The organism is Lachnospira sp., from assembly GCF_016290755.1.
GTDB lineage: Bacteria > Bacillota > Clostridia > Lachnospirales > Lachnospiraceae > Lachnospira > Lachnospira multipara.
Window position 1 is genome coordinate 27,017 of the sequence record NZ_JAEEVD010000003.1, and the last position, 26,416, is coordinate 53,432.

General features: G+C 35.9%; 18 protein-coding genes, 1 tRNA gene and 1 other RNA gene. 5 read left to right on the top strand and 15 right to left on the bottom strand.

The window, feature by feature from the left end; all coding sequences use genetic code 11:
* Positions 1-105 precede the first annotated feature (105 nt).
* The 8 genes from QVA17_RS01875 to ffs form a co-directional block, all read right to left on the bottom strand.
* On the bottom strand, positions 106-2,760 hold the full coding sequence (locus QVA17_RS01875) for a hypothetical protein (protein ID WP_287386082.1): 2,655 nt from the start codon (positions 2,758-2,760) through the stop codon (positions 106-108).
* Between the two features lie 182 nt (positions 2,761-2,942).
* On the bottom strand, positions 2,943-7,379 hold the full coding sequence (locus tag QVA17_RS01880) for a hypothetical protein (protein ID WP_287386083.1): 4,437 nt from the start codon (positions 7,377-7,379) through the stop codon (positions 2,943-2,945).
* 3 nt (positions 7,380-7,382) lie between these two features.
* The gene (locus QVA17_RS01885) at positions 7,383-8,087 is read right to left on the bottom strand and encodes a DUF6063 family protein (RefSeq protein ID WP_027431071.1); all 705 of its coding nucleotides are present in this window, start codon (positions 8,085-8,087) and stop codon (positions 7,383-7,385) included.
* 28 nt (positions 8,088-8,115) lie between these two features.
* Complete coding sequence (locus QVA17_RS01890) at positions 8,116-9,630, bottom strand: hypothetical protein (RefSeq protein WP_287386086.1); 1,515 nt, start codon at positions 9,628-9,630, stop codon at positions 8,116-8,118.
* Between the two features lie 125 nt (positions 9,631-9,755).
* On the bottom strand, positions 9,756-10,352 hold the full coding sequence (recR, locus tag QVA17_RS01895) for a recombination mediator RecR (protein ID WP_027431073.1): 597 nt from the start codon (positions 10,350-10,352) through the stop codon (positions 9,756-9,758).
* Positions 10,352-10,702 (bottom strand): YbaB/EbfC family nucleoid-associated protein, encoded by a 351-nt coding sequence (locus QVA17_RS01900; protein ID WP_287386090.1) that lies wholly within the window; start codon positions 10,700-10,702, stop codon positions 10,352-10,354. The genes recR and QVA17_RS01900 overlap by 1 nt, the downstream gene beginning before the upstream one ends.
* Positions 10,702-12,318, bottom strand: a complete 1,617-nt coding sequence (gene dnaX, locus QVA17_RS01905) for a DNA polymerase III subunit gamma/tau (protein ID WP_287386092.1) — start codon at positions 12,316-12,318, stop codon at positions 10,702-10,704. The genes QVA17_RS01900 and dnaX overlap by 1 nt, the downstream gene beginning before the upstream one ends.
* 167 nt (positions 12,319-12,485) lie before the next feature.
* Positions 12,486-12,750, bottom strand: an RNA gene (gene ffs / locus QVA17_RS01910) — signal recognition particle sRNA large type.
* Positions 12,751-12,842: 92 nt separating this feature from the next.
* Between ffs and tadA the strand changes: the two genes are divergently transcribed.
* The 3 genes from tadA to rsmA all read left to right on the top strand — a co-directional run bounded on the left by tadA (position 12,843) and on the right by rsmA (position 14,847).
* Positions 12,843-13,358 (top strand): tRNA adenosine(34) deaminase TadA, encoded by a 516-nt coding sequence (tadA, locus tag QVA17_RS01915; RefSeq protein ID WP_034245693.1) that lies wholly within the window; start codon positions 12,843-12,845, stop codon positions 13,356-13,358.
* Positions 13,349-13,894 carry a GNAT family N-acetyltransferase gene (locus QVA17_RS01920; RefSeq protein ID WP_103952663.1) on the top strand — a complete coding sequence of 182 codons (546 nt, stop codon included), beginning with the start codon at positions 13,349-13,351 and terminating at the stop codon, positions 13,892-13,894. Before tadA ends, QVA17_RS01920 begins: the two co-directional genes overlap by 10 nt.
* Positions 13,895-13,968: 74 nt before the next feature.
* Complete coding sequence (gene rsmA / locus QVA17_RS01925; RefSeq protein WP_287386095.1) at positions 13,969-14,847, top strand: 16S rRNA (adenine(1518)-N(6)/adenine(1519)-N(6))-dimethyltransferase RsmA; 879 nt, start codon at positions 13,969-13,971, stop codon at positions 14,845-14,847.
* A gap of 135 nt (positions 14,848-14,982) precedes the next feature.
* On the opposite strand, the gene metG is transcribed toward rsmA, so the two are convergent.
* The 5 genes from metG to QVA17_RS01950 all read right to left on the bottom strand — a co-directional run bounded on the left by metG (position 14,983) and on the right by QVA17_RS01950 (position 21,216).
* Positions 14,983-16,986, bottom strand: coding sequence for a methionine--tRNA ligase (gene metG, locus QVA17_RS01930; protein ID WP_287386096.1), 2,004 nt, complete (start codon positions 16,984-16,986; stop codon positions 14,983-14,985).
* A 240-nt stretch (positions 16,987-17,226) separates the two neighbouring features.
* Positions 17,227-19,089, bottom strand: a complete 1,863-nt coding sequence (locus QVA17_RS01935; RefSeq protein ID WP_287386097.1) for a DUF885 domain-containing protein — start codon at positions 19,087-19,089, stop codon at positions 17,227-17,229.
* A gap of 145 nt (positions 19,090-19,234) precedes the next feature.
* Positions 19,235-19,984, bottom strand: a complete 750-nt coding sequence (locus QVA17_RS01940) for a J domain-containing protein (RefSeq protein WP_287386099.1) — start codon at positions 19,982-19,984, stop codon at positions 19,235-19,237.
* A 30-nt stretch (positions 19,985-20,014) separates the two neighbouring features.
* Positions 20,015-20,890, bottom strand: a complete 876-nt coding sequence (locus QVA17_RS01945; RefSeq protein WP_287386101.1) for a DUF5685 family protein — start codon at positions 20,888-20,890, stop codon at positions 20,015-20,017.
* Positions 20,891-21,143: 253 nt separating this feature from the next.
* A tRNA-Lys gene (locus QVA17_RS01950) sits at positions 21,144-21,216 on the bottom strand.
* 491 nt (positions 21,217-21,707) lie between these two features.
* Between QVA17_RS01950 and QVA17_RS01955 the strand changes: the two genes are divergently transcribed.
* Positions 21,708-23,153 carry an AI-2E family transporter gene (locus tag QVA17_RS01955; protein ID WP_287386103.1) on the top strand — a complete coding sequence of 482 codons (1,446 nt, stop codon included), beginning with the start codon at positions 21,708-21,710 and terminating at the stop codon, positions 23,151-23,153.
* A gap of 258 nt (positions 23,154-23,411) precedes the next feature.
* Here QVA17_RS01955 and trmB read toward each other — a convergent pair whose 3' ends face one another.
* The gene (trmB, locus tag QVA17_RS01960) at positions 23,412-24,050 is read right to left on the bottom strand and encodes a tRNA (guanosine(46)-N7)-methyltransferase TrmB (protein ID WP_027431083.1); all 639 of its coding nucleotides are present in this window, start codon (positions 24,048-24,050) and stop codon (positions 23,412-23,414) included.
* Between the two features lie 187 nt (positions 24,051-24,237).
* Here trmB and QVA17_RS01965 point away from each other — a divergent pair, with 187 nt between their 5' ends.
* Entirely contained in the window at positions 24,238-25,632 is a 1,395-nt protein-coding gene (locus tag QVA17_RS01965) for a D-alanyl-D-alanine carboxypeptidase family protein (protein ID WP_287386104.1), read from the top strand.
* A gap of 291 nt (positions 25,633-25,923) precedes the next feature.
* On the opposite strand, the gene QVA17_RS01970 is transcribed toward QVA17_RS01965, so the two are convergent.
* Positions 25,924-26,388 carry a flagellar export chaperone FliS gene (locus tag QVA17_RS01970; protein WP_027431084.1) on the bottom strand — a complete coding sequence of 155 codons (465 nt, stop codon included), beginning with the start codon at positions 26,386-26,388 and terminating at the stop codon, positions 25,924-25,926.
* Positions 26,389-26,416: the final 28 nt, after the last annotated feature.

A 26,416-nucleotide genomic window follows, 5' to 3' on the forward strand; every position in this document is an offset into this window, starting at 1 on the left:
TAAAACAAAATATTGCAAGGAAACCGAAGGAATCCTTGCAATTATTTTTATGTTTTTTATACTTTTAGTAATACCCTTGCAATGCCTTTTAAAAAAGCTTATTTATCAATCTTTAAAATCTGCCTCTGTAAGGTAAATCATATTACCATCGTCAGACTTCTTTTTCTTTAAAGCACCAAAGAATCTTCTTGATGCCCTTCTTTCTGAATTAAGGATTGCGCTATTAATAATCTCCTTAATATCATCAAGCTTAATATTATCATTTACATTCTTAAGCTTATCAATCTTTAAATATAATTCAAGCAATGCATCATCATGAACTTCATACTGTCTCTTCTTAGCAAATCTCTTTGCCATTTCAACAAGTTCATTAACGTTATACTGCTTAAGAACAATTCTGTGGTTGAAAGTATTAGTAAGTTCTGGATTAAAATTAACTAATACATTCATCTCTGCATCAGAGTCTTCTAAGATAACAATCATTCTTCCTGTATCCTGCTCTAAGCAGTTAAGAATTTCATTAATTCTCTTTGGCTGAATTGTACCAGCACCTTCAATAATAAGTACTGTACCACGAAGCTTAGGCATTGCTCTAGTAATTCCTCTTGCATTAATACTCTCACCAGTAGTCTTAGCAATCTTCTTAGGACTTTCTGGATAAAGATAATTAATAGCTCTAACAATTGCTCTAGCTAAATCCGTCTTATCGGAACTTGTATTTCCTGATAAAAGAATATTACCCTTTACTGAATTAGTCATATTCATCTCTTTCTTTAATTCATCAAAAAGAGTTACTAACTGATCTTCAATACCTGGCATATCCTTATACTTTCTAAAGATCTTAGCAAGATCAGGATCTAACTTTTTGCCATTCTCTTCTTCATACTCTAACTCATCGATAGATTTCTTCATCTCTTCAATGATGTCAGGTCTTTCTGTCTCTTCCTTATCAGAGCTTACAAGATTAACTGTTGATACTGTCTTAGCTTCCTTAACCTCTACAGCCTCCTTAACAGGAGTATCTGTGTTAGCAGCTTCTTCTGCTTCTAATCTTGCTGCTTCAGCTAAAATTGCCTCAGTATCTAAGAAAACTGTATTACCTGATGCGTATTCTTCTTCAGGCTCTGCTTCTGACTTTGATTCTTCCACACTTGCCTCTTTAATAGGCTCAGCTACTGTTTCTACTTTTTCTTCATTCTCCATATTTTTATTCTCAACCTCTTTTGCTTCTTTATTAGCAAATTTCTCTTCCTTAATTGACTCTATCCAATCCATAAGACTTAACTGACCTTCAATCTGGTCATCGTCTTCGCTTACTTCTTCCTCTTCTCTTTCCTTAGCTGCTAAATTGATTTCTTCCGGATCTAACTCCCCAGTCTTCATAAAATCTTCCGGTGTAAAATCTTTATCTTCCTCAGCGATGTAATTGCCAAGGCCCTTAGCAATTTCAGCTTGAAGGTTCTGAGTATTATTAATGTCATAATCTGGCACTACTGTATCAAATTCCTCTACTCTCTCATCGATACGAGCCTGTGCTTCCTTACGCTCTTCCTCTTCATCTTCTTTATTAATCTGATCTATATTGTCCTCGATCTGCTTCTTAGCATTCTCGATTAATTCCTTTAATGAAAGATTTGCCTTGTCGATGCTGCTTTCTATTGATGCTGCACCTTCCTTGCTAGCTTCCATACTAACTTCTGGCTTGCTAACCTGTGGGCTTTCCTTGTCATCTCTAAGAACTTCGCTAGGTTTTTCTTCCTCAACCTTGTCCTTATCCTTTTCAAGAGCTCTCATAACAAATTCTTTGATTTCTTCATTGCTGTTAGTATCAATTAAATCTGTGTTTGGACCGTCCTGCCCTGGAGCCTTAAGTGTTGGTAACTCATCGGCTTCCTTAGCAACTGGTGTTCCATGAAGAGAAACTAAATCTTCTACCTTCTTAGTAGCTTCTAATGAAATCTTCTCTTCATTAGCTTTCTGCTCTTCCATTTCTTCGCTCTTAATTATATTAGCAACAGCCTTATCAAGGGCTGCTTCCTTCTCATCAGCCTCTAATACTTCAGCTACATCATCCTTCTTAACCTTAACTAATTCCTTAGTCTCCTCAAATTCCTTTAAACGATTAAGTTCAGGATCCTTCTTCTTAGCAATTGCTGCATCAAGAATCTTCTTCTGAGTATTAGTAAGTTCAGCACCAAGCTGAGACTTTAACTGAACGGCGCATTCTACATAATCGCCATCCTGGAACCATAACACGATGTTGTCACAAGTCTTAATACATTCATCTTTTCTGTCTGTCTTAAAGTATAGCTTAGCTAATTCATACATATACTTCTCGTCAATTTCGTGTTCCTTGTATTCCTCAAGGATCTCAACAAGCTCATTATCGTTTGCCTTCTGAGCAAGTCTTAATTCATATAAAAGAATGAATCTATCTACATCCCTATGCGCTACATGTGCATATTCCTCATATAATTCTTCTGCCTCTTCGTAGTCTTCAAGCTTAATATTTAACTCTACTAATTTATAAATAAGCTTCTTTCCACCAAGATTTCTATTATAGGCAAGTATTGCCATATCTCTCGCTTCATCATAATCACCAGCAGTTTCATGCACATTAATTGCTGTTGCAAGTGCCTGCCAGTCTTTACATTTTAGCCAATTAAGTTCCTTCGCAAGTCTTGACGCTTCTTCGTACTCTTTTTTGGCCGCAAGTTTTCTAACCTGCTCCATCTTTATATTAAATTCGTATTTATCCATAACCTCTTTTAATTCCAACCTTTCGTTACAGCACATAATGTTACTAAACATTTACAGCTTTGTTACATTTTTGCACACGTACAAATTTTAGCACAATACAAAAGCATTGTAAACCAATACACAAGCTTCTATACTGTGCTAATTGTTAAATTTCTGTGTCTTTTGGAAACTAAACTTAAAAACTAGTTTACAAAATCAAAGCTAGCCTGCTCGTAATCTAAACGAGTATACTCTAGTTCCGTTTCCGTTGTATTGCTGTAGTAGTCTACCACTACGGTCTGCTGCCTGTTGTCTACAAGCTTCTGACCTAAAATGTAATTCACATCAAATCTGCCAACTATAGCAGGAGTTGCACCTCTTGCAGGTACAATAAGCTGTACATGATTTGTAGCAAGCAACTTAAAGATTGGCTCCCAAATATAAATATCCTTAGCCGCACCAAATGGGTTATCAATAAAGATTGTCTTTCCTGTAACGCCCTCTTTTGCCACATCATTCATATTAGAAATGTAATTAATAATGGCAATTAAGAACTGGATGTAAATACCCTGTGACTGACCTGTTGAACCAACGGCCTCTTCATAACGAAGATATCTAGACTGATCCTTAATTCTTTCTCTCTTATAAAGATTAACTCTAATTGAGTTCATATCTGTAACAATTACAGAGAACAATCTCTTCCAGCTAAGTCTATTTCTAATGTATTTTAATCTCTCAGAAATATCCTTAAAGGACTCCGCCATAACAACCGTCTCGTCAATGTAGTCTGACATTCTCTCCTTATAGAAGTCCTCCTTAACATAAGGAATATCAAGACTAATAATACTAATCTGTTCTCCATCAAGATTAATATTAGATAACTTAGGAAGTCTATCAAGTTCTGTCTTAATATTAGAGCATGTCTGGATGCATCTATTTTCAAAATTATCCTTAATTCTTTCCATGTCCTCAATACCCTTGTGGATTCTATCCTTTTCAAGTTCCACAAGACTATTAGTCTCAGTTAAGGCATTAATCATATTGTCTGCCTTCTCATAAGAATCAGGAATATTAATAGATAACTTAATCTCAGCTGCAAGTTCCTCAGCATTAAAGCCATTTAATAAATCCACGAGATTTTGCTTTTGCTTTGCAAACTCATCTACCTTCTTGTATTCAAGCTTTGTGATGTTATTGTATTCCTTTGCAACATTTTCATAATCCGCAAGGTCAAGGTCAATGGCTGCAACGTCTTCTCTTGAAACCTCTGCTGGAAGTTCCATAGCTGCATCCTTTACAATTCTTTCTAAGTCTTTTTGAATTATTGTGACATCCTTTAAATTACTCTCTAAGCTCTTAATCTCGGCTTCTCTTTCCTTAAGATCAGCTTTAAGCTTTAAGATTAAGTCCTTGTGCTGCTTCATAAAGCCTTCAGGGTCCTTACATTCAAAGGCCTTAAACTCACCATACTTAGTCTCAATCTGATTAATACCATGTGCTATTGAACCATCAAGTCTGTTATAAAGAGCTTCCTGTGCTTCAAGTTCAAGAACTGTATTTTTATGTTCCTTCTTGGCCTCAGTTAAATGTCCTTTTATTTCAAAAAGTTTCTTCTGATTTGTCTTTGTAATATTCTTTTCATCATACTTAAGCTTGATCTGGTCTAGGCTGTAGCCCCTATAGCTAATCTGCTCCACGCACTTATCAATGGAAGCCTTAAGATGAGACATTAAAGTTTCCTTATCCTTAACGTCTACATTTTTACTATTTAGGGCAGTCTTTAAACCAAGGAAGCGGCTTTCAAGCCCCTTAATGTCCTTTTCGTATATTGCAAATGTTTCGCTAACATCAAGGCCTTCCTCAAAGTATTTACTATACTCTTCATCCCAGATTGCATTAAGACTCTTAATCTTTTTATCATAGGATAAGTTAACTTCTCTAGCACTATCTAGCTGACTAGTAATCTTAGCTAAATTCTCTTCTGATAAGCTAACTCTTTCTCTAGCCTCAGCTATTTTCTTTTCAAGTTCTTCTACTTCCTTGTAGACATCTGCAATCTGCTTATTAAAGTTAATAATAGTCTTTAGGCTCTGAGACTTATGTCTCATTTTTTCAATTTTTTCTTCTAATTCTAACTTAAACTTTTCCTGATCTGTCAACTTAGATGTTACAGTCTTTAAGTTAGCTTCAAGTGTTTCTAGCTTAGTAGTGTTTGTCTCAATTTCAGACTTAATCTCAGCAATAGTCTTTTGGCTATCCTGATTTTCTGTTAACAACTTATAGCCAAAGGCAAATGTATAATCGTTCCAAACAAGCTCTTTTCTATCCTTTAGGGTATCAAGCTTATGTCCGATTTCTTCAAATTCGTCATTGGCAAGTTTTAATTCTCTTTCAATATCCGCTGGGTCTCTAAGGAAGTTCATGTCTTTAAGGGCAAAGACGATTAAGTCCTTATTAATCTCAAGCTTTGTATCAATTAGAATCTGCTCACTTATTACTGGGAAAATGACACCACCCCTGCCAAAGTTAGCAAGAGTCTCATCGTTTTTTACCCTTTCAAAATCATTCTTTATAATAAAGCCATACTCTACAAAAGGAGTTCTCTTTATTACATCTCTTCTCTGACCTACAGGAAGGGCATCAAACCATTCATGACCTTCTACCACATCATCTCCATACTGAGAAATAAGATAACTCTTTAACTTGTTTCTCATAGGGTCATCGCAGATGTAGGTTCTCTTTTTTACATTTTCAATAAACTTTAAAAGTGCATTAGATTCTGTATTTAACTTATCGTAGTCTTTTACAATGGCATTGTAAGTCTCTAAAATCAGCTCACATAAGCCATCCTTTAAATCCTTACCATAAATCTCACAGATGCTCTTAATTCTTTCTTCATCCTTCTGATTTGAATTTTCCTTATCTTCTAGTTCTGCTGCCTGACTATTAAGAAGTGTATTTAATGCCTTAAGAGCGTTAATTTCTTCCTTTAAACTAGCAGACTTAGAGGCATTTCCATTGTAGTTTTTAGTTACTTCTTCAAGATTCTCATTTAAATTAGTTAGCTGTGAGTCAGTAGAAATAAGGTCTGTGTCTGCATTTTCAGCAACTAAAAGCCCCACTTCCTCCATCATAGTCTTAAGGCGCTTGTTAGCTCCCTCAATACCGTCCTTGTTATGCTTAATCAAGCTAGTAAAACCAGCTAATTCCTTATCCGCTTCTCTAAGAGCAGTCTTTGCATCCTCATACTTTGCCTGAAGGCCCTTCTCGTCTCTATCAGAAAGATTCTTCTTCTCCTCTAAATCCTTAAGAGACTTCTTATAAAGCTTATTATAAGCCCCTGCAAGCTGCTTTAACTCAGCCACAAGGTCCGTATCCTCTCTTAATCTTCCATCAAGAGAAACCTTAACCTCAGAGTAGTTGTTCTGATATTCAAGATAGTCCTCGTAATCCTTTAGGGCCTCATAAAGACTTAAGCTCTTTTCAAGCTCGTCAATATTGTCCTGTTCCTTTTGAGACTTAGTCTTAAATTCCTCCACCAATCTCTCAAGAGAGTTTAGAGAATTTTGTTCCTCAATAACCTCTGCTATGGCGATATTCTTATTTTCTAAATCAAGAGATTCTTTTAAGTCTTCAAGTCCATGTCGTTTTTCTTCAATAGTTTCTTCTGCGTTTTTAACCTCATACTTAGCGGTTAATGCTAGGTTATAGAGGTCTGTAGATGTCTTATTTTTTCTATTGTAAAAATCTTTATAGCTCTCAAGATATTCCTTAAATCCATCAATTGCTGACATCTGACTATCATAAGCGCTAATCTGTGCATGCTTTTTAGAGAGTTCCACAAGCTTATCCTTTATATCAAGTAAAGTTTCCGCCATCTTACCCTCGTCGCTTTCCACAGAAAGTCTATTGTTAAAGGACTTCTGAATAATCTCTTCAATAAGCAAGTCCTCAATTACTTTACGGCTAGTCTTATAATTTGTTTCAAAGTAAGTTCTTACATGACCTTCCGTCTTATTAATACCGCGAACAATTTCCCAGGCGCTTTCATAAATACCGTACTTTGTAATAAAGCTCTGGTATTCACCCTTCTTATCGAAAATGTATACCTCATACTTAAAGTCATTTTTATTCAAATCTCTAAGATAGCTTTTTAGACCATTATAAGTGACTCTCTCTCCATTACTTGTAAGAGGTAAATTCTTAATATCATTGTCGCCAAACTCACGATAGAAGATGCAGTAGTTAAAGTATTCCACAGTAGCACTGCTTGATGCTGCTGCCACACTTTCCTCTCCCTCTTCTTCGTTTGCTTTACCCTTTCTTGCACAGAAGCCTGTTGTCATATATTTAAAACCATCTTTAATATAGGCACTATCAAGCTTCCACTCCACAAGAGAATGAATACAAGTATTTTGTCCACCCTGTCTAAAAAGCTTCTCAATAGGCTGCTTCTCATCAAGAGTACAATTAGGAATCATGTTTTGTAGGAGTAAAAGCATAAGTAAACTCTTACCACCACCATTGGCTAGATCATAAATTGTATTCTTGCAGTTAAAACGCATAATAAAATCATCATAATACTGAGTGGCGAAGTTATATTTTACGTTATTAACACGAATTCTATTAATTTGTGGCATTTTCTATTCCTCCCCATTCATTATTTCAGAAAATCTTCCTCTATACTCATCAAAGTAGTTTTCAATCAGGCTCTTAAATCTATCTGTTGGATAATATCTGTCCTGACTTTCCACTAAAAGCTCCTGACTAATAAGGAAGTTTACAACTATCTTTACAAAACCTGCCTTAGAGTTTCTTGCAGCTCTAAGTCCAGACTGATCTTCAATAGTTGCTGCTGGTAATTCATCCCAGCTAAGAGCAATCTGCTTAAATGAGTTTTCTTCGATTTCATCCATAATTAAACCAGCTGACTTATCAATGATTGAAAGGCTGGTCTTTTCTACATTTGCAATAATATCCTCTAATCTTACAAACTCTGCATAAGTCGAACTTACTGTGTCTGTGTAAAATAGAGTGATAACGTTATAGATTACAAAATAAGCTAAGTACAATTCCTTATTAAGCTTAAGGCCCATCTTAGCTCTAAGCTCTTCATTGCTGTAACCAAAGACCCTATTATTCTCCTTTGGTCCCACAAATAAAGCGTTATTATATTCATAAATATTTAGATTAAATTTCTTAAGAGACATATGCACAATGTCGTAAACTTCAGCATTTGTGTTGTACTCCTGATAAAGTGTGGCATTGGCGCCCTTCTCTGATACATTTTCCCCTTGTATAAGCTTAGATACTATGTCTAAGGCCTTATCTAAATTTCGATTCTCCATAAAACTCCTTATCTAAATTAGCTTTTATCTAACTTACCTTCTTAATCAGAATATCACTAACCTCTAAATTATCCCCGATTTCAAGCATCTGTGCCTGCTGCTTTTCTAACTCAAATTTTAAGATGTCCTTGCCTTCGTAGGCTTCCTTTAGGATTCCATCTAAAAATGTTTCGTTGTCCATTTCATTACCACCTAAATTATATTTCTCTTTTTGACAAAGATTTACAAAGAAGGAATAGTAATCAGCATTCTTTAAAATCCTCTCATCGTAGGCTTTTTCCATGTATTCGTTGAATTCCTTTAAAGTCAAACTTTCCTTTTTAGATAGAAGCGCAATAATATTATTCATTATGAAAATGTAATTAAACCTGATTCTTGCATCTTCCACCTCATCTGCAAAGACGATATCTTTTAGTTCTTCATTAGTTACCTTTTCCTTAAACTCGTACTTAGCCGGTTTAACAGTTAAGGCATCGTCAATTGCTGTAATATTAAAGTTCTTCTTTATGTTTGGCTTAAAAAGCGGATTAAGTAGAATTTCTAAGGCATCCGCCTTGTCTCTTTTTATCAAAGCATTCAGTGTTGCTGTAAAATCCATGTGAGATCTAAGTCTTGATAGCTTAGCCTTTCTTACAGCATCATCTGTCATTTTCTGCATTAAAGTACAATCTCTTAAAAGCTCCGCATGTCGATTCATGGCAAGCTTAAGCTGATTTTCAAGATTATAAATTTCATTAACCGTTCTATAATAGCTCTCGCTTTTTACTGAAGTCTGACCTGCATTAAGCTTTTCAATGGCCTTTGAGATTAATTCCTGATTCTTTTTAAAGAGCTTTTCCTCGTCTTCAAACCATTTCATACCAGTCTCTACAAAGTCCTCATAAGCCTCAATACCTGCATAGACATCTGTTGATAATATAACTAAAACTTCGTTTTTCTTCTGCTTTAGTCTATTAACTTCTTCATTTATACGCTCAACAACCTCAATACCACCTCTGAAATTCTCAGAGTTAATCATCTTTTCAAGTAAGAGCTGAGATACATTTATCCTACTCTCATCCTTAATTTCCTTGGTATCAAGATAAAACTCTACAGCGTCAGCACTAATAGAGTACCATACCGTATTGTTACGAATAGTACTCTCAATTATCTTCATTCTGGAAATATATCTTTTTTTATCAACTGGATCAAAATAAGAAAATTCAAATGGTCTGCCGTCATTCTTGATCTTATCAAAAATGTAATCAGAGATTTCCTTAGCTTCCTCCTCAGATAGCTTAAGGCCAAAGTCTCTATTTAGCAGAGCAGTTGTAAATTCTAGATATTCAATATAAGTAACATCCTTTTCTTTAAAATTATTCTCTTCAATAAAGAATCGAAGAATGGCCATAAGAATATATCCCATATCAAGAATCTCATACTTGCCATCCTTGAACTGAGAAAAGTTGGTATCAATAAGTTTAAAGAAAGGATAGTACTTCTTTAGATTTAACATTCTTTCGCGGTGATCTGAGATAATATCACCCATCATATTTTCTGCCATGTATTCTCCCTTTTAGGCACTAGGCCTGCTTCCCCAAAATCATCTACTCACTACACTTCCCTTTTTTTGAAAATGTATTGCATGTCGCATTTTTACAAAACGACTTATGTCGCTTTCTTTCAAAACTATAAGGTAGTTCTTCCTTCTAAAGCTCTAAGTAGTGTTACCTCATCAATATATTCAAGGTCCCCACCTACAGGAACACCACTAGCAATTCTAGTAACCTTAATGCCTGTTGGCTTAATCATCTTACTAATATACATTGCTGTTGTTTCACCCTCAAGATTAGAATTAGTGGCAATAATTACCTCATCTACATCGCCCTCTAATCTCTTTATAAGTTCCTTAAGCTTTATATCAGATGGTCCAATTCCAAGCATTGGACTAATTGCTCCATGAAGCACGTGATAAACGCCTTCATACTTACCTGTCTTTTCATAGGCTGCCAAATCCTGTGTCTGCTCCACAACCATAATTGTCTTATGGTCTCTTTTGGCATCTCTACAAATTGGGCACTCCTCTTCATCTGTTAAAGTAAAGCAAGTCTTGCAGTAATGAATGTGGCCTCTAGCCTCTACCATTGTGCTAGCAAGATGTTTTACTTCCTCTTCAGGCATATTAATAATATGAAATGCCAGGCGTTGGGCACTTTTTGTTCCAACACCTGGTAATCTTGATAGTTCTTCTATTAGCTTATTTATATGTCCACTATAGATGTCCATTAAAATAATCCTCCGCCAAGTCCTGAAAGACCGCCAGTAATCTTAGACATAGAAGCTGCAGACGCTTCTTCACACTTTCTAAGTGCTTCGTTAGTTGCTGCAACGATTAAGTCCTGAAGCATCTCAACATCATCTGGATCAACTGCTTCTGGATCAATCTTAACCTTAGTAACTTCTCTCTTACCTGTTACAGTTACTTCTACAACACCACCACCTGCTGTTGCACTAAACTCCTTGCTTTCTAATTCAGCCTGCTGCTCTTCCATCTGTCTTTGCATTCTCTGAGCCTGCTTCATTAAGTTATTCATATTACCAGGCATACCACCTGGGAAACCGCCTCTCTTAGCCATTAAATCATTTCCTCCGTATCATCAATTTCTATATCGATTCCCACTAATTCTTTCAAGTCAACATATCGTCTGTGGAAATCATCATTATCGTCTATCTTAGTTACAAGAAGATTCACCTTAATTCCGGTTCTTTCTTCAATTAACTCTACCAATTCAGCCTTTCTTTCTTCTCGGCTTAAATCGTTATAGCTACTTAGAGATTGTACCATAATCTCAAGACTAATTCCATCATCAGCTAAAGTAACATGTTCATTTTCAAGCATGGCTCTAAGTAAGCCATTATCAATGCTTGACACAATGCTATTCCATGATGCTGCAATCTTTTTTATGTCCTCAGGAACTGCCTTATAGACTCTTTTTTCAACAGGAGCTGCCTCTTCTTTTGTAGGACTACTCTCCTCATCTCTTATGGCAATTCTTGGAACACCATTTTTTATTTTAGCTAGAGCTTCTTCAAGCTCTGTCTCTAATTTTGATACCCTTGCTGAGAGCTCCCCAACATCGTTAGTTTTCTCCATAGCAGGTTTCATCATCTTAATTAAGCTAACCTCTAACTTAATTCTCTTCTGACTAGCAAGCTTTAAATCTGCCTCTAATTCTGAAAGAACTCTAATATATCTCATTAGAGTATTAGCATCTATATCCTTACTTTGTTCTGCTATCTCATTCATATTATCCCTAGATAATTCAACAACATCCTCCACCGCTTCTAGGCTTGGACTTGTCTTAATAAGTAACATATTTCTAAGATACCAAACAAAGTCAGTAACAAACTGTACTAGGTCACGACCAGAAATAACAATTTCCTCAATGAGATTCATACATCCGGCCACATCACCCTTTAAAATAATAGATAACATTTTCTTAAAAACATCTGTATCTACGGCGCCAAGTACATCCAACACGTTCTCGTACTTAAGGTCTTTACCAAGATAAAAGGCGATACACTGATCAAGTAGGGATAGGGCATCTCTCATGGAGCCATCTCCTGCCTTAGCCACGTATCTTAGGGCCTTCTCTTCAGCATTAATGTGCTCGGCCTCCATAAGTTCCTTTAATCTATCAGTAATTGTATCAATGGTGATTCTATGAAAATCGTATCTCTGCACACGAGATAAAACTGTAATCGGAATCTTTGCAACCTCAGTTGTGGCAAGGATAAATATTACATAAGCTGGGGGTTCTTCTAGAGTCTTTAATAGTGCGTTAAAGGCACTGATTGAAAGCATATGAACCTCATCGATTATGTAAACCTTGTATTTACCCTCAGTTGGGGAATACTGCACCTCATCTCTGATTTCACGGATGTTGTCTACACCGTTGTTGGAAGCAGCATCAATTTCAATAACATTCATAGAAGTTCCTGCTGCAATTGCCTTACAAGTTGGGCACTCACCACAAGGGTTGCCATCCACTGGATGCTCGCAGTTTACGGCCTTTGCCATAATCTTTGCAATACTTGTCTTACCTGTACCTCTAGTACCTGTAAAAAGGTAGGCATGACCGATTCTATCAGATTTTATTTGGTTTTTAAGTGTTGTTACAATGTGATCTTGACCCTTAACATCGTTGAAATTATCGGGTCTCCATTTTCTATACAAAGCCTGATATGCCATATTCTTATCTCTCTTTTTTTATTTTGGAAAATCCTAAATTAAATTATAAATCAAATGTCAAATATTTAAAAGACATCTTTACAAGTCTATTAGGATAACAATTGCCACACCAAGGATCACCCTCAGTGTGGCATTTATAAAAGATAAATTATTCCAATGTTTTAAAACCGCGCGCTCTGGCCTCGAACAATCATCCACAGACGTTACCAGTCTAGTTAGCTCGGCCCAGGCAACCTCTCGGCACACAGAAGCTTCTACTTAATGCTGCTTCGTTCCCGACCTGACATGATTCGTAGATTTCTGTTGCGAGAGACCCAAACGTCATCACCACTTTTACTGGGCTGCTCCATAAAATCAAGCCCTCAACCAAAGCATCACCCCTGCTATAGCAGATTTCAGGTACAGGGTCCTGCTACCACCCCGGCTGCACGGTAAGTTAAATTATACTTAGCTTTTACTGCTTTTGTCAACCTCAATATAATATGATAAAATCTAATTAGTTTATAAGAAATAAGGTAAATACTATGAATGAAGAGAATTTAAGTAAAGAAGAATTAAATTTACATAAAAAATATATGCGACAGGCCATCACTCAGGCAAAGAAGGCCTATAAATTAGACGAGGTACCTATTGGCTGCGTAATTGTCTATGAGGGCAAGGTTATTGGTAGAGGTTATAACAGACGAAACACTGATAAAACCACTCTTGGCCACGCAGAAATCACAGCCATTAAAAAGGCTAGTAAGTATATGGGCGACTGGAGACTCGAGGATTGTAGCATTTACATAACCCTTGAACCCTGTCAGATGTGCGCTGGCGCCATTGTTCAGGCTCGTATTCCAAATGTAATCATTGGCTCTATGAACCCAAAGGCCGGATGCGCAGGTTCCATAATAAACCTACTTAATATGGCGGAATTTAACCACCAATGTAAGGTAATTCGTGGTGTTTTAAAGGAAGATTGTTCTAACATGCTAACAGAATTTTTTAAGGAGCTTAGATCTAAGAAAAAAGCTAGAAAGGAAGAGTCATGCAATTAGAATATAGCATCGACAACTATATATTAAAGGTCTTAGACGAGGGCCATGCAGATATTGTTCTTGATTTCTATAAAAGAAACAAAGAGAGCTTTAATCCTTACGAAACTGCAAAGCCTGAGAATTTTTATAGCACCGAATATATAGCCCTTATGTTAAATACAGAATATAACGCAATCATCAAAGGAAAGTATGTGAGGTTTTATCTTTTTGAGAAGGATAAGCCAGACTACGTAGTTGCTACATTTTCATTCTCAAACATAATCCTTGGCTATACGAAATCCTGCAATATTGGCTACAAAGTGGATATCGCCTATCAAAACAGAGGCATTGCCACTAAGTTTATACCAATCTGTGTGGACCTTGTAATTGCTGATAAAAATATACATCGCTTTAACAGCTATGTCTTAACCACAAATTATCCCTCCCTTAAGGTCATGGAAAAACTAAATTGGATAGACGAGGGAATTGCCCATAAATACGCCTATTTAGACCACGACTGGAGAGACCACAAGCATTTTGTCTACATAAATAACTAGACAAGCTTTAGTATTTATAGATATAATATCTAGACGCCTAATTATGAATTAATTAGATTTGAAAGGAATTAACTATGACAGATTATGATAATATAATGCATCTTGCCAATCCGACTAATACAATTGCTGTACTTAACAGATACGGCTTTAATTTTCAGAAGAAGTTCGGCCAGAACTTCCTTATTGATGAGAATATTGTAGAGAAGATCGTTAGAGAAGCGGGAGTAACAAAGGATGACTTCGTCCTTGAAATCGGCCCTGGTATTGGTACCATGACACAGATTCTTTGTGAAAATGCTAGAGAGGTCGTAGCTGTAGAAATCGACACTAAGCTTATCCCTATTTTAAAAGAGGATACCCTTAGATACTACGACAACGTAACAGTTATTAACGAAGATATCTTAAAGCTTGATATTAACAAGATTGTTGAGGAGAAAAACAACGGCAAGCCAATTAAGGTAGTTGCTAACCTCCCTTACTATATTACAACCCCAATTATTATGGGACTTTTTGAAAATCATGTAGCTCTCGATAGCATTACAATCATGGTTCAAAAAGAAGTTGCCGATAGAATGCAAGTAGGTCCTGGTACTAAGGACTATGGTGCTCTTTCCCTTGCAGTTCAGTATTATGCAAAGCCTGAAATCGTACTTAATGTACCTGCAAGCTGCTTTATGCCACGTCCTAACGTAGATTCAGCAGTTATTAGACTTAATAGATATCAGACACCAGCTTACGATGTTAAGAATGAAAAATTATTATTTAACCTTATTAAGGCATCTTTCCTTCAGAGAAGAAAGACAATGCTTAATAGCGTATCTAATGGTCTTGGTAATGTAACAAAGGAAGATTTAGCTAATGCCCTTGAAAGCATGGGCCTTCCAAAGACAGTAAGAGGAGAAGCCCTTACTTTAGAGCAGTTTGTAGAGCTTTCTAACTTACTTGCTAAATAAACCATTAAGACAAGCGTGTCGCTTTTATACAAAATTATCAGTGACAATTTATGTCGCTTTTATACAGAAAAGAGGAGTCCTATTAAGAACTCCTCTTTTCTTATTCCTATTAATTAGTAAGCCACTAATTATTTATTACTTAATCTCGCTACCAGCAATAATATCCTTATCAACTGTAAGGACTGATAAGTTACCTTCATCATCACTTGCTGCAAGAATCATACCCTGTGATTCAACACCACAAAGCTTAACTGGCTTTAAGTTAGTAATAACTGCTACCTTCTTACCAACCATTTCTTCTGGCTTGTAGAAATTAGCAATACCAGATACAATCTGTCTTACCTCATCACCAATTCTAATCTGTGAGCAAAGTAACTTCTTAGCCTTTTTAACTGGCTCGCACTTTAATACTTCGCCAACTCTAATCTGAATCTTATCGAAATCATCGATTGAGATTTCTTCCTTAGCTTCAACTTCTGGATACTTAACTCCGCCAGCTGCTGCTTTTTGTGCTGCCTGAATCTCTTCAACCTTAGCTAAAACTTCTTCAATATCAAGTCTTGCAAAGAGAATTTCTGGCTTTTCTGTTACCTTAAGGCCTGACTCTCTTAAACCAAACTTATCTAAGTCATCAAAGTCACGAAGACCTGCTTCCATATTATCTGGATAAAGCTGAGCTAAAACTCTCTCAGTTGTTTCTGGCATGAAAGCCTTAAGTAGGTTAGCACCAATTGTGATACCCTCAACTAAGTTATATAAAACTTCTTCAAGTCTTTCCTTCTTAGCTTCGTCCTTAGCAAGTGCCCAAGGCATTGTCTCATCGATGTACTTATTACATCTCTTAAATAATGTAAATACTTCTGTAATAGCATCAGCAACATGAAGTGTAGCCATCTTATCTTCTACCTTCTTAACTGTTCCTGTAACTACTGCCTTAAGATCAGCATCGTAATCTGCGCTATTACCTTCAGCATCAACTGCACCATCTGTATTAACACCTGTCTTATTAACAACTCCGCCAAAATACTTATTAGACATTGAGATTGTTCTGTTAACAAGGTTACCAAGTGTGTTAGCAAGTTCAGAGTTCATTCTCTCAACTAATAATTCCCAAGAAATTACACCATCATTTTCAAATGGCATCTCGTGTAATACGAAATATCTAACGGCATCTACACCAAACATATCTACTAAATCATCAGCATAGATAACATTTCCCTTAGACTTACTCATCTTACCATCTGCCTGGATAAGCCATGGATGACCAAATACCTGCTTTGGAAGTGGTAAATCAAGAGCCATAAGGAAAATAGGCCAATAAATTGTATGGAATCTAATGATATCCTTACCGATTAAGTGAAGATCTGCTGGCCAGTTAGCCTTGAATAAATCAGATGATTCACCATCGCAATCATAACCAATACCAGTGATATAGTTTGTAAGAGCATCAAGCCATACATAAACTACATGCTTAGGATCAAAGTCTACTGGAATACCCCACTTAAATGAAGTTCTAGATACACATAAATCCTGAAGACCTGGTAATAAGAAATTATTCATCATTTCATTCTTTCTTGACACTGGCTGAATAAATTCTGGATGTTCATTAATATAATCAATTAATCTATCAGCATACTTGCTCATCTTAAAGAAATAAGCTTCTTCCTTAGCTGGCTTAACTTCACGTCCACAGTCAGGACACTTTCCATCAACTAACTGAGACTCTGTCCAGAAAGATTCACAAGGAGTACAGTAAAGACCCTCGTAAGCACCCTTGTAAATATCTCCCTGATCATATAACTTCTTAAAGATTCTCTGAACCTGCTTCTCGTGGTCTTCATCTGTAGTTCTTATAAACTTATCATAAGAAGTATTCATTAAATCCCAGATTCTCTTAATTTCTGTAGAAACCTCATCTACAAATTCCTTTGGAGATACACCAGCTGCTGCTGCCTTCTCCTCGATCTTTTGACCATGTTCGTCACTACCTGTCTGGAAGAATACGTTATATCCTTGCTGTCTTCTAAATCTTGCAATACTATCTGCAAGTACGATTTCGTATGTATTACCAATATGAGGCTTGCCTGATGTATAGGCAATAGCTGTTGTCATATAGTAATTTCCTCTATTCTTTGGCATTGATCTTCCTCCTATCATTTATTAGCATTAATCCACCAATTGGCAGAAATCAACTCATTGTTAATTGCGTATTGAAAATGTATCTATAAAAAACATATACCAGTACACATATTCTTAAATGATAGTTAATTTAATTAGCTATGTCAAGCCCCGTAAATCTCTAGACTTTCCACTAAATATCAAGAAACTACGGGGCTTTTACACATTTTCCTATAAAGTTTTCTACATCTAAGCTAATTATTAACTAATGCTTTTACACCAAGCATCTAAATTATCAAAAAGAATATCAAACTGGGCTGGGCCCATATCTAAAATGTACTTATGAAACTCATAAATATCAAACTTATCTCCTAATTCGTCCTCTGCCTCAGACTTCAATTCCTCAATTGCCACCATACCAAAGGCATACTGACAGTAGTTACCAGGATTTGCCACAAAAGCATCATACATTGTCTTAACAGCATCAGAACCTACATTAAAGTAATCCGTAACAAAGTCTGATAACTCATCTAAATCCCAGCCATAATAATTAACCCCAATATCTCCAAGAGCATATATTATTAAAGTCGTTTCATAATTTAGGCCCATAAGCTTATTTAAATCCTCATTACCAGTACTTGCAAAGTTGTAAGAGTAAACCTCTACATAAGAAGCCCAACCTTCCACATAACCACCAGGAGCTAAGATATATCTTATCCAGTCAGGATTTTTAGAAGCAAAGTACTGAGTCTGATAAAGATGACCAGGATAAGCCTCATGAGCAAGGGTTGGATAAATCTCTTTCTCACCTGAACCCTTATTAATATAGATAGAATTAATATCTAGGTTATCAATTTGTGGTATGAAATACATGGCAGGACTAGCATAATCCTCAAGTGCCTCGCATACATATTTAACCTCATAACTTGTATCCCCAATAGCTGGGAAATCCTCCACAATCTGCTTTTGCAAATCCTCTAATATAGCTTCAGGATCTGACATATTAAAGCTAAAGTTTGACATGCCATTATAAACCGAAAGATTACCATACATAAGAGTACTCATCTGATTAAGTAAATCCTCTACATAATCCTCACCCAGTTCATAATAATCATCCACTGACATATCAATGCCAAGTCTCTTATTCATTAAATATTCGAAGTAGCGCTTGCCATCTGGATAGTTACAAATTCCACCACTATACTTAGAGCTTCCCTTTAGCTCTTCAACGCCCTTAGCTAGGGCCTCATAGGCTGGCACTACATTTTCATTAATAGCAGTTACATTCTCCGACTTATAGCTAGTCTTCTCTTCCTCTGTAAGTCCTTCAAACTCCTCAAGTCTTTCATTAAAACTAGAGATTAAAACTCCGTCCTCGCTTTTTGCAGTTTCTAAAAATGAATTGCAGGTATCAATCACCTCGTCTGCTAGATCATCCTCAAGAAAATATCCCGCATCAGCCCTAAGCTTTTCGTATTTTAGAATATCCGCGAAGTACTCATCTAAATCACATAGAAGTGTTAAATACTCTTCAATGTCCTTTTTTTCCACAAAACTGTATTCCGCAAGAAGAATAGGAATCTGGACTTGCACACCCGTTGTTGGGGCAATATCTGTATTAAGCAAGTAAAGGTCTGCATATTTTTTCTCATTTTCCATCATAAGATAAAGCTCTTCATAAGTTATTTGCTGACTCTTTGTAAGTTCAGATTTTTCAAACTCATCAAGCTTTTCTAAAACTTCATCATAAAAGGAAGTATCTCCTAAATTATCAAAATCCGTTCTTCCAAAACTTTTCTCATAGTCTTCAATTCCATAATTTTCAGGATGTTCAAGATAGGCATGCAAGCTAACTAAATCGCTATCTTCCATAACCTCTGCAAACAAATCCTCAACGAAGCTGTTAAACCTCTCACTTTCACTTTCATTTACCTGCTCTTCTTCTATCTCATTAGAAGAATCTGTGTCACTATCTAGCTCTCCATCTAGGCCATCCTCTATAAGGCCCACTAAATAGGACTCTCCCGCCTCTTTTACAAACCACTCACTATAGCCGCATGCAGTTGTAGAAAGCATTACTAAGCTAAGAATAATAGATAAGGCTAGTCTCAATCTTCTCTTCATAAATACCCCCATTTTTCTACCCTAAAGCTTGTTATCTAACTCTTAATCAAATATTTTTTTCTTTAATAACGCAAAACACATCTAGCTAATTCTAACTAGATGTGTTTGTATTCTCTTAGTAAATATTATATCATTTATAAAATTTTTAACAACAGAAATTGCAAAGCAACCAAGTACCAAGACAAGTCATGCAGGATGTAGCACCATTAGCTGGGCTATAAGACTGCTGTCTTGCATTGTACCAACTGCCACCACTTGCTAGATTCTGATAGAAATTTCTATATTGAAAATTATCTGGGTCCATAGAAACCGCCTTCTTAGCATATTCCATAGCTGCTGCCTGATTGCCCTTGCCAGCATAGGCATTAGCTGCTAGGAAATACCATCTAGCATCTCTATCCTCTAAATCATTAAGAATATTAATAGCCTCATCAAAACCACCATTATTAATGTAGTTAGCTACTGCTCTAAGTCTCTGTGAAGTCTGGTCGTCCCCATTCATATTAGCCTGATTAGAGCGACCTCCCTGATAGCCTCCGTAATAACCGCCAAAGCCAAAAGGACCAAAACCAAAGAAGCTTCCAAAGTCCTCAAAGTCTTGATACTGGCCACCTCTAGAATTCTGGTAATCACCATCATAACCGTAACTACTAGATCTACCTGTGCCGTATCTATTCTGACTATAAGAGCCGCCTGTAAAGCCACCTTCTCTTTCCTTCATAATCTGATTATAAGCCTGCTGAATAGTCTTAAACATCTCCTCAGCCTGCTCCTTATTAGGATTATTGACGTTAGCATCAGGATGATACTTTCTACTTAATTTTCTATATGCTTTTTTTATTTCATCATCTGAGGCATCTCTTGATACCCCAAGAACTTGATATGGATCCGACATTATAACCTCCAAAATAAATCCTATCTAGATTCATTTTTTATTTTTCGATTCATTTTTAATATCATTATTAATTTCATTTTTTCTTTCGGCCCTGCGCTTTTTCACTTCTTCAAACTTAATGAAAACCCCTGAGTATATTATGTTTCTAAGTATCTCAGCATTTTCTATTATAGGAAGAAATTCAAACTCACGGGCAACTACTGTCATATGAGCCTTAAGAATATTTTCTACAAATATATCAAAATCTTCTTCTTTTTCATAGCCCTTTAGGACATTATAGTTTCCAGTTTTCTTATCCTTCTCTAGATCATCATAAGCATCCATAATATAGATAAACTGTCCCAAGGCCATTCCAAGATTATGCAAATTAGTTTTCCACTCATCATCTTTATAAGTTAAAACTTCAGCCAATACCTTACCAAAGCTTTGTGAAACTTTTATGATGCTATCTTCATTTGCTTGCTCGTAGCTTGAAAGCTCATTAAGACCCGCCTCAATAGCTGCTGCCTTTTGAGGATAACGCTTCTTTATACTACTAACATTCTTTGATAGTAAGCTAGCATATGCCTTGCTTTGAATCTTTCTCTCATCTTTCCAATCGTCTACTAGATGATAATAAGACATAAGCACGTTCATATCTGCCACATAATTAGTAATAATGCTTTCACTCATTGCCTGCTTTTTTATTGGGTGTGCTTTGCAGGTCCTTCTTGTCCTTGTAACCTCAGGCTCATAAAGAGCTGTCAATAAAAGCACCGCCATAGTCAAGTCATAACTTAAAGTCATCTGAGCTTTAAATCCATATTCACTTCTTAAGGTATGGCATAAACCGCAATAATAAGATCGATATTCATCAAACTCTCTTATTTTAAGTTCAGGCTTATTAACAATAACATATCCAAACATGTCATATCACTCCTTACATTTTCAAGAATAACACAACAGTTTTCTCAATACCATTATAATAGAATTAGAGCTTTATTAAAAATTTCTTAACTTAGATAATAATTTTTAATTGGAAGATAAATTATAGGAAATTATATAAAGAAGAATAATTATGAAAATGTATCGAGCAAGCGAGTCTTGACAACTTGCCCCGTCAGAACAAAAAATAAAAGCCTTACAACCTAGGTTATTCCTAAATCATAAGACCTTCCAGTGCACCGCCAGGGGTTCGAACCCTGGACACCCTGATTAAGAGTCAGGTGCTCTACCAACTGAGCTAGCGGTGCTTATTTTGTTTTTCAGTTCTTAGCTCTGTAAGAACCTTATTCATTATACATCAGAAGTTTTTGTTTGTCAAGCACTTTTTTTATTTTTTTTAGTGGCTTGAAAACTTCTTGATGAAGTGTGTTGCTTGTCTTAACAAATTTCTTTATAATCTATTAAGAAGACCGGTTCGTAAGAACTTGTGTCCCAACGAGATGTAATTATAGTAGATGATTATCTTTTTGGCAAGCCCTTTTTTCGTTTTTTTGCGAATTTTTTTAATTTACAATGAATAGTATAGATATTTTAAGGCTTCAAACCCGCACAAACACTGAATTCTATTTTTTCAAACTTTAGAACTAGGGTCGAATTTTTACAAAAAATTTTTCGCAAAATTATAAAAAAATCCCTTGATTTATAAAAAGCAAATTAAAAAATAAACTTTTTACCCAATTATTATTTCAAATATGATAATCTCTATGAATAACAAATATATATAACTTGGAGGCAGTAAATGGCTAAATTTTCTTTTTTTTCATCCACAAAGAAAAAAAATAATACTGAGACCGATAAAGAAGTCACAACAAAAAACAGTATTGAAAGGCTAAATGAAAGCATCGATAAAATATCTGATATTGAAGATGGCTACTCAAAAAAGAAAAGTAAGAATTTTGTCCCTGACAATTCTAAGGACGCAACTTATAAGAAAGAAGATAATAAAGAGACAAGAGACTACGAAAAGGATCATGTTTATGATACAGAGGATTCTAATAAGTTTCACTTTATAAAAAGTGATAAATATTTCTCTATATTAATATATGCCCTTGCCTTTGTATTATGCTCTATTTTGATTTTTAAGCTTATTGGTAACCTAGCTATTACCTTTAAGGTAATTTCACAGCTCTTTAAGCTTATTGGACCTTTTATTACTGGCGGATTTATTGCGTTGGTTTTATATCCACTTGTAAAGACTCTCTATAATAAAGTATTTACAGAAACCTTTCATATAAAATCAGCTAAGCTAAAAAAAGTTTTAGCCATAATTATTGCTTACTTAATAGCTATTGGATTCATTGTAATTTTACTTGGCTTTGTAATTCCACAGATTTATTTAAGTTTACAGGAAATTATAGACAAACTTCCTATATGGTATGACAATGCCTATAACTACATCATTACCTTTGAGAACAATCACTCTTACTGGACTTTTGTAGATTTCAAGGAAGTTAATGATTACATTCAAAGTCTCTATCCAAGAATATTAGACTACTTATCTAATATCGTAACTAACATGGTGCCATACATTTTCAATACATCCATGCTTATTGTTAAGGGACTTGTAAATTTCATTATTGCTATTATCGTTTCGGTTTACATGATTTCAGATCACAGAAACCTCTTCTATCAGTCAAAGAGAGTTCTTTACGGAATTCTTCCTAAGAAGAGTGCAGATTCAGTTCGTGTAATCGTTAGAAACAGCGTATCCATTTTACTTGACTTTATCTTTGGTAAAGCGCTTGATTCCTTAATTATTGGTATTCTTTGTTTCATCATTATGACAATCTTTAGAATGCCATATTCGGTTTTAATAAGCGTTATTGTTGGTGTAACTAACATGATTCCTTACTTTGGACCATACATCGGCGGAGTTATTGGTGGTTTATTCATTATAATCACTAACATCTTCCTAGTAATTCCATACGCAATTATGATTTTAGTTATCCAGCAGCTTGATGGCCTTGTTATTGGACCTAAGATTATTGGCGATAGCATTGGTTTAAAGCCACTTTGGGTTATCTTTGGTATTACTGTTGGCGGAAGCCTTTGGGGCGTTGCTGGAATGTTCCTTGGAGTTCCAATCGTTGCAGTGCTTGGCTACATCATCGACCTTATAGTTCAGCACTTCCTTAATAAGAAGGACGTCAATGTAAAGCCTTACGATTCCTTTGATGAGATTTAAGCCGAATTACATTTTTATGAACGCAGTGTAAGCAATCCCCAGCTTCAAAAGCGTAAGCTTTAAGCGGGGGTATAAAGCTTACTAGTGTCAGAAGGGGTTAAAGCCCCTTCTGACAGGTGGCACAAAGTGCCACTGCGTTCATGAGGAAGTAGCGAAGCGGATTCCGAATGTCCGCTTTACAATGTATCTAGATAATAAAAATAAAGCTAGTTAGGAAATTCCTAGCTAGCTTTTTTGTATCTATTCTAAGTTATCTAATTATCTGTTGGCAATCAACTTACAGATGGCATTGCCTGCCTCTGAAAACTTCTTCTCATATTCTGTCATAACATTGCCTTCATTCATTCTTGGCTCGTGATGAAGGTCTCTAGTGTAATCTACTAAATTCCACTTAGCCTCTCCAACTTCCTCTAACGAGAAATCAAAAAGGTCTACATTATCTGTCTTAAATTCAACTCTGCCTTCCTTTTTAAGGATTTCATTGTATCTTGCAAAGAACTGTCTTGATGTAAGTCTTCTCTTAGCATGTCTATCCTTTGGCCATGGATCTGAGAAGTTAAGATAGATTCTATCTACTTCATCCTTAGCAAATACTTCTGTAATTGCCTCAGCATCCATTCTAATAAAACGAAGATTAGGAAGCTGTAATTCATCCTGCTTTTCTACAGCTCTAAGTAAAACTGAAGAATACTTTTCAATTCCAACATAGTTAATATCTGGGTTTAAGCCTGCAAGTGTTGTAATAAATGTTCCCTTACCCATTCCAATTTCAATATGGATTGGATTATTATTTCCAAAAACTTCTGCCCATGTTCCCTTCATTCCAATTGGTTCTGTAAAAACATAATTATTCTCAACCATGACTTCTCTTGCGCCAGGTACATTTCTTAATCTCATTAATTCCTCCAAAAATAAACGGGCATAGGCCCAACGATTTTTTGTAACTTTCGTATTATATATGATTTTTTCTATTTTGCCAATATAGAGATTTCAGCTACGGTAAGTTGCACCTTTTTTTGAAAGTTACTATAATAAGAATGATTGCGATAATTTAATCGTTAAAAGAATAAAGGATGGAAATATCATGTTTAGATTCAAAAAATATTTAAAGCGTGCCGCAGCTTTACTTGGCGCAGCCGCTCTTTTAGTATCTAGCCCTATACAGACCTTTGCAGCTCTTTCATCCACTGGTAGCGTAGTATCCTCAGTAGATACAAACTCTACCACATGGCCAAGTGCCCCAGATGTTTCAGCAGGAAGCTGTATTCTTATAGACGCAGATACAGGCTCAATTCTTTACGAAAAAAATGCCTATGAGAAATGTTATCCCGCAAGTACAACTAAGATTCTAACCGGACTTCTTACTATTGAAAATTGCAGCATGTCCGACATTGTTACATTTTCAAAGGAAGCTGTAGCGTCCGTCAATATAACAGAAGATGCCAACCTTGGTACAAAGGAAGGCGAGCAATACACAGTTGAACAGGCCCTATACGGAATGCTTTTATATTCCGCTAATGAAATTGCCTATGGCCTTGCAGAACACGTAGCAGGCGATTTAGAGAGCTTTGTGGACATGATGAATGCCAAAGCCGCTGAAGTTGGCGCCCTTAATACACATTTTGCCAATGCCAGTGGACTTTTTGATCAGAATCACTACACAACAGCCTATGATATGGCAATGATAGCAAGAGCTTGTTACAACAACGCTACTTTCGTTAGCATCGATTCGACTTACACAACTTACACAATTCCAGCAACTAATAAGACGGACACAGCTAGAACCTTCAAGCACCGTCACAAGATGCTCTATGGCAGGGAATATTACTATGAATACTGCAAGGGCGGTAAGACTGGATTTACAGACGAATCACAATATACTCTTGTAACATTTGCAGAAAAAGACGGAATGCGACTAATCTGTGTAACCTTCCAGGAGCCAGATGATGCTAGCCGATTTGTGGATACTAAGGCCCTTTTTGAATGGGGTTTTGAGAACTTCACAAAGACAACTACTTCAAGCAGTAACATAAGCTCGCTTCTAACAAACGATACAATCTACACATCAGATGTATTTACAAGCAGAGCTCTAAACTATAACTTAACAGCTTCATTTATTACAATTCCTAACTCTGGTTCTTCATCAGACGTTACGGTTGCAATTGATGATAACTATGACTTAACTAACGACAACGGAGATTTAACGGTGCATTTAAAGTATCTGTTTGGTGAAAATGTAGTAGGTACCACAACCCTAACGATTTCCTCAAACGATTCCACAAACACCAGTCTCTTGCCTTATTTAGAGGAGTCTGATTCAAGCTCAAACTACACAGCAAAGAAATGCCTAAGAATTAATCTTTGGATTTTACTTGGTTTCATTGCATTTGCAATAATTCTTGCCTTTGTAATTAAGAATTATAATTCTAATAGCAGGCGTAGAAGACGACATGCCTCAAAGAGAAAATTAAGATTCTAAATAACTAATTAGAAATTAAATAGATTATAGATTTAAATAGACTATAAATTTGAATGCCCCCGGCCAGGAATAAATCCTGACCAGGGGTTTTTATAATGAGGGGGACTGGAAAGCAAAAATAAATTTGGGCGACTTTAACTAAGGTGTCTAAATCACCCTTTCCAAAAAATATATATAAAGTTGTTCTATAAAGAGATTCTCTAGGTGGGAGTTCCCTCTCCCACCTAAGGAGAGTCTATGGTATAGCACATCAAAAGCATTTTTAAAGACATCTTGTCTTTTGGAACATTTCTAAACTATGTAGCCTCGGTTTGCATTGTTTGTAACCGATTCGCAAGCTCCGAGTCTAGAGTAGGTCAAACCAGCGTATACATTTTGCGTATTCTTCATAAGTGGTGCTGATTCGTCCGCTTTACTAACCTCATAAAAACTCTTTCTTAATTTGCTAAGTAAAGCTATAACCCTTTCTAATTCACCATTGTCTAGCTTTACAGAGGCTGAAATTAAGCTTCTTTTTATGTGGTTGTATATAATAAACAAATTTTGTGATAAATCAAATTCCATGTTAAGACCAACTATTAACTGATCAATAGCTCTTCCTGCATTTACAATATTATGTCGTTTTTCTTCAACTTTTTCTAACTGGCAGGCTTCCTTTAAATAGTCAATTGCCAAGTCATAAATAACTACAACTAATTGAGATCTATTCGCCTGTGATATTCTATATGAATAGGTTCTAATTAAATCATTATTCATAACTGTCCTTCCCTTAATATGTCCATTT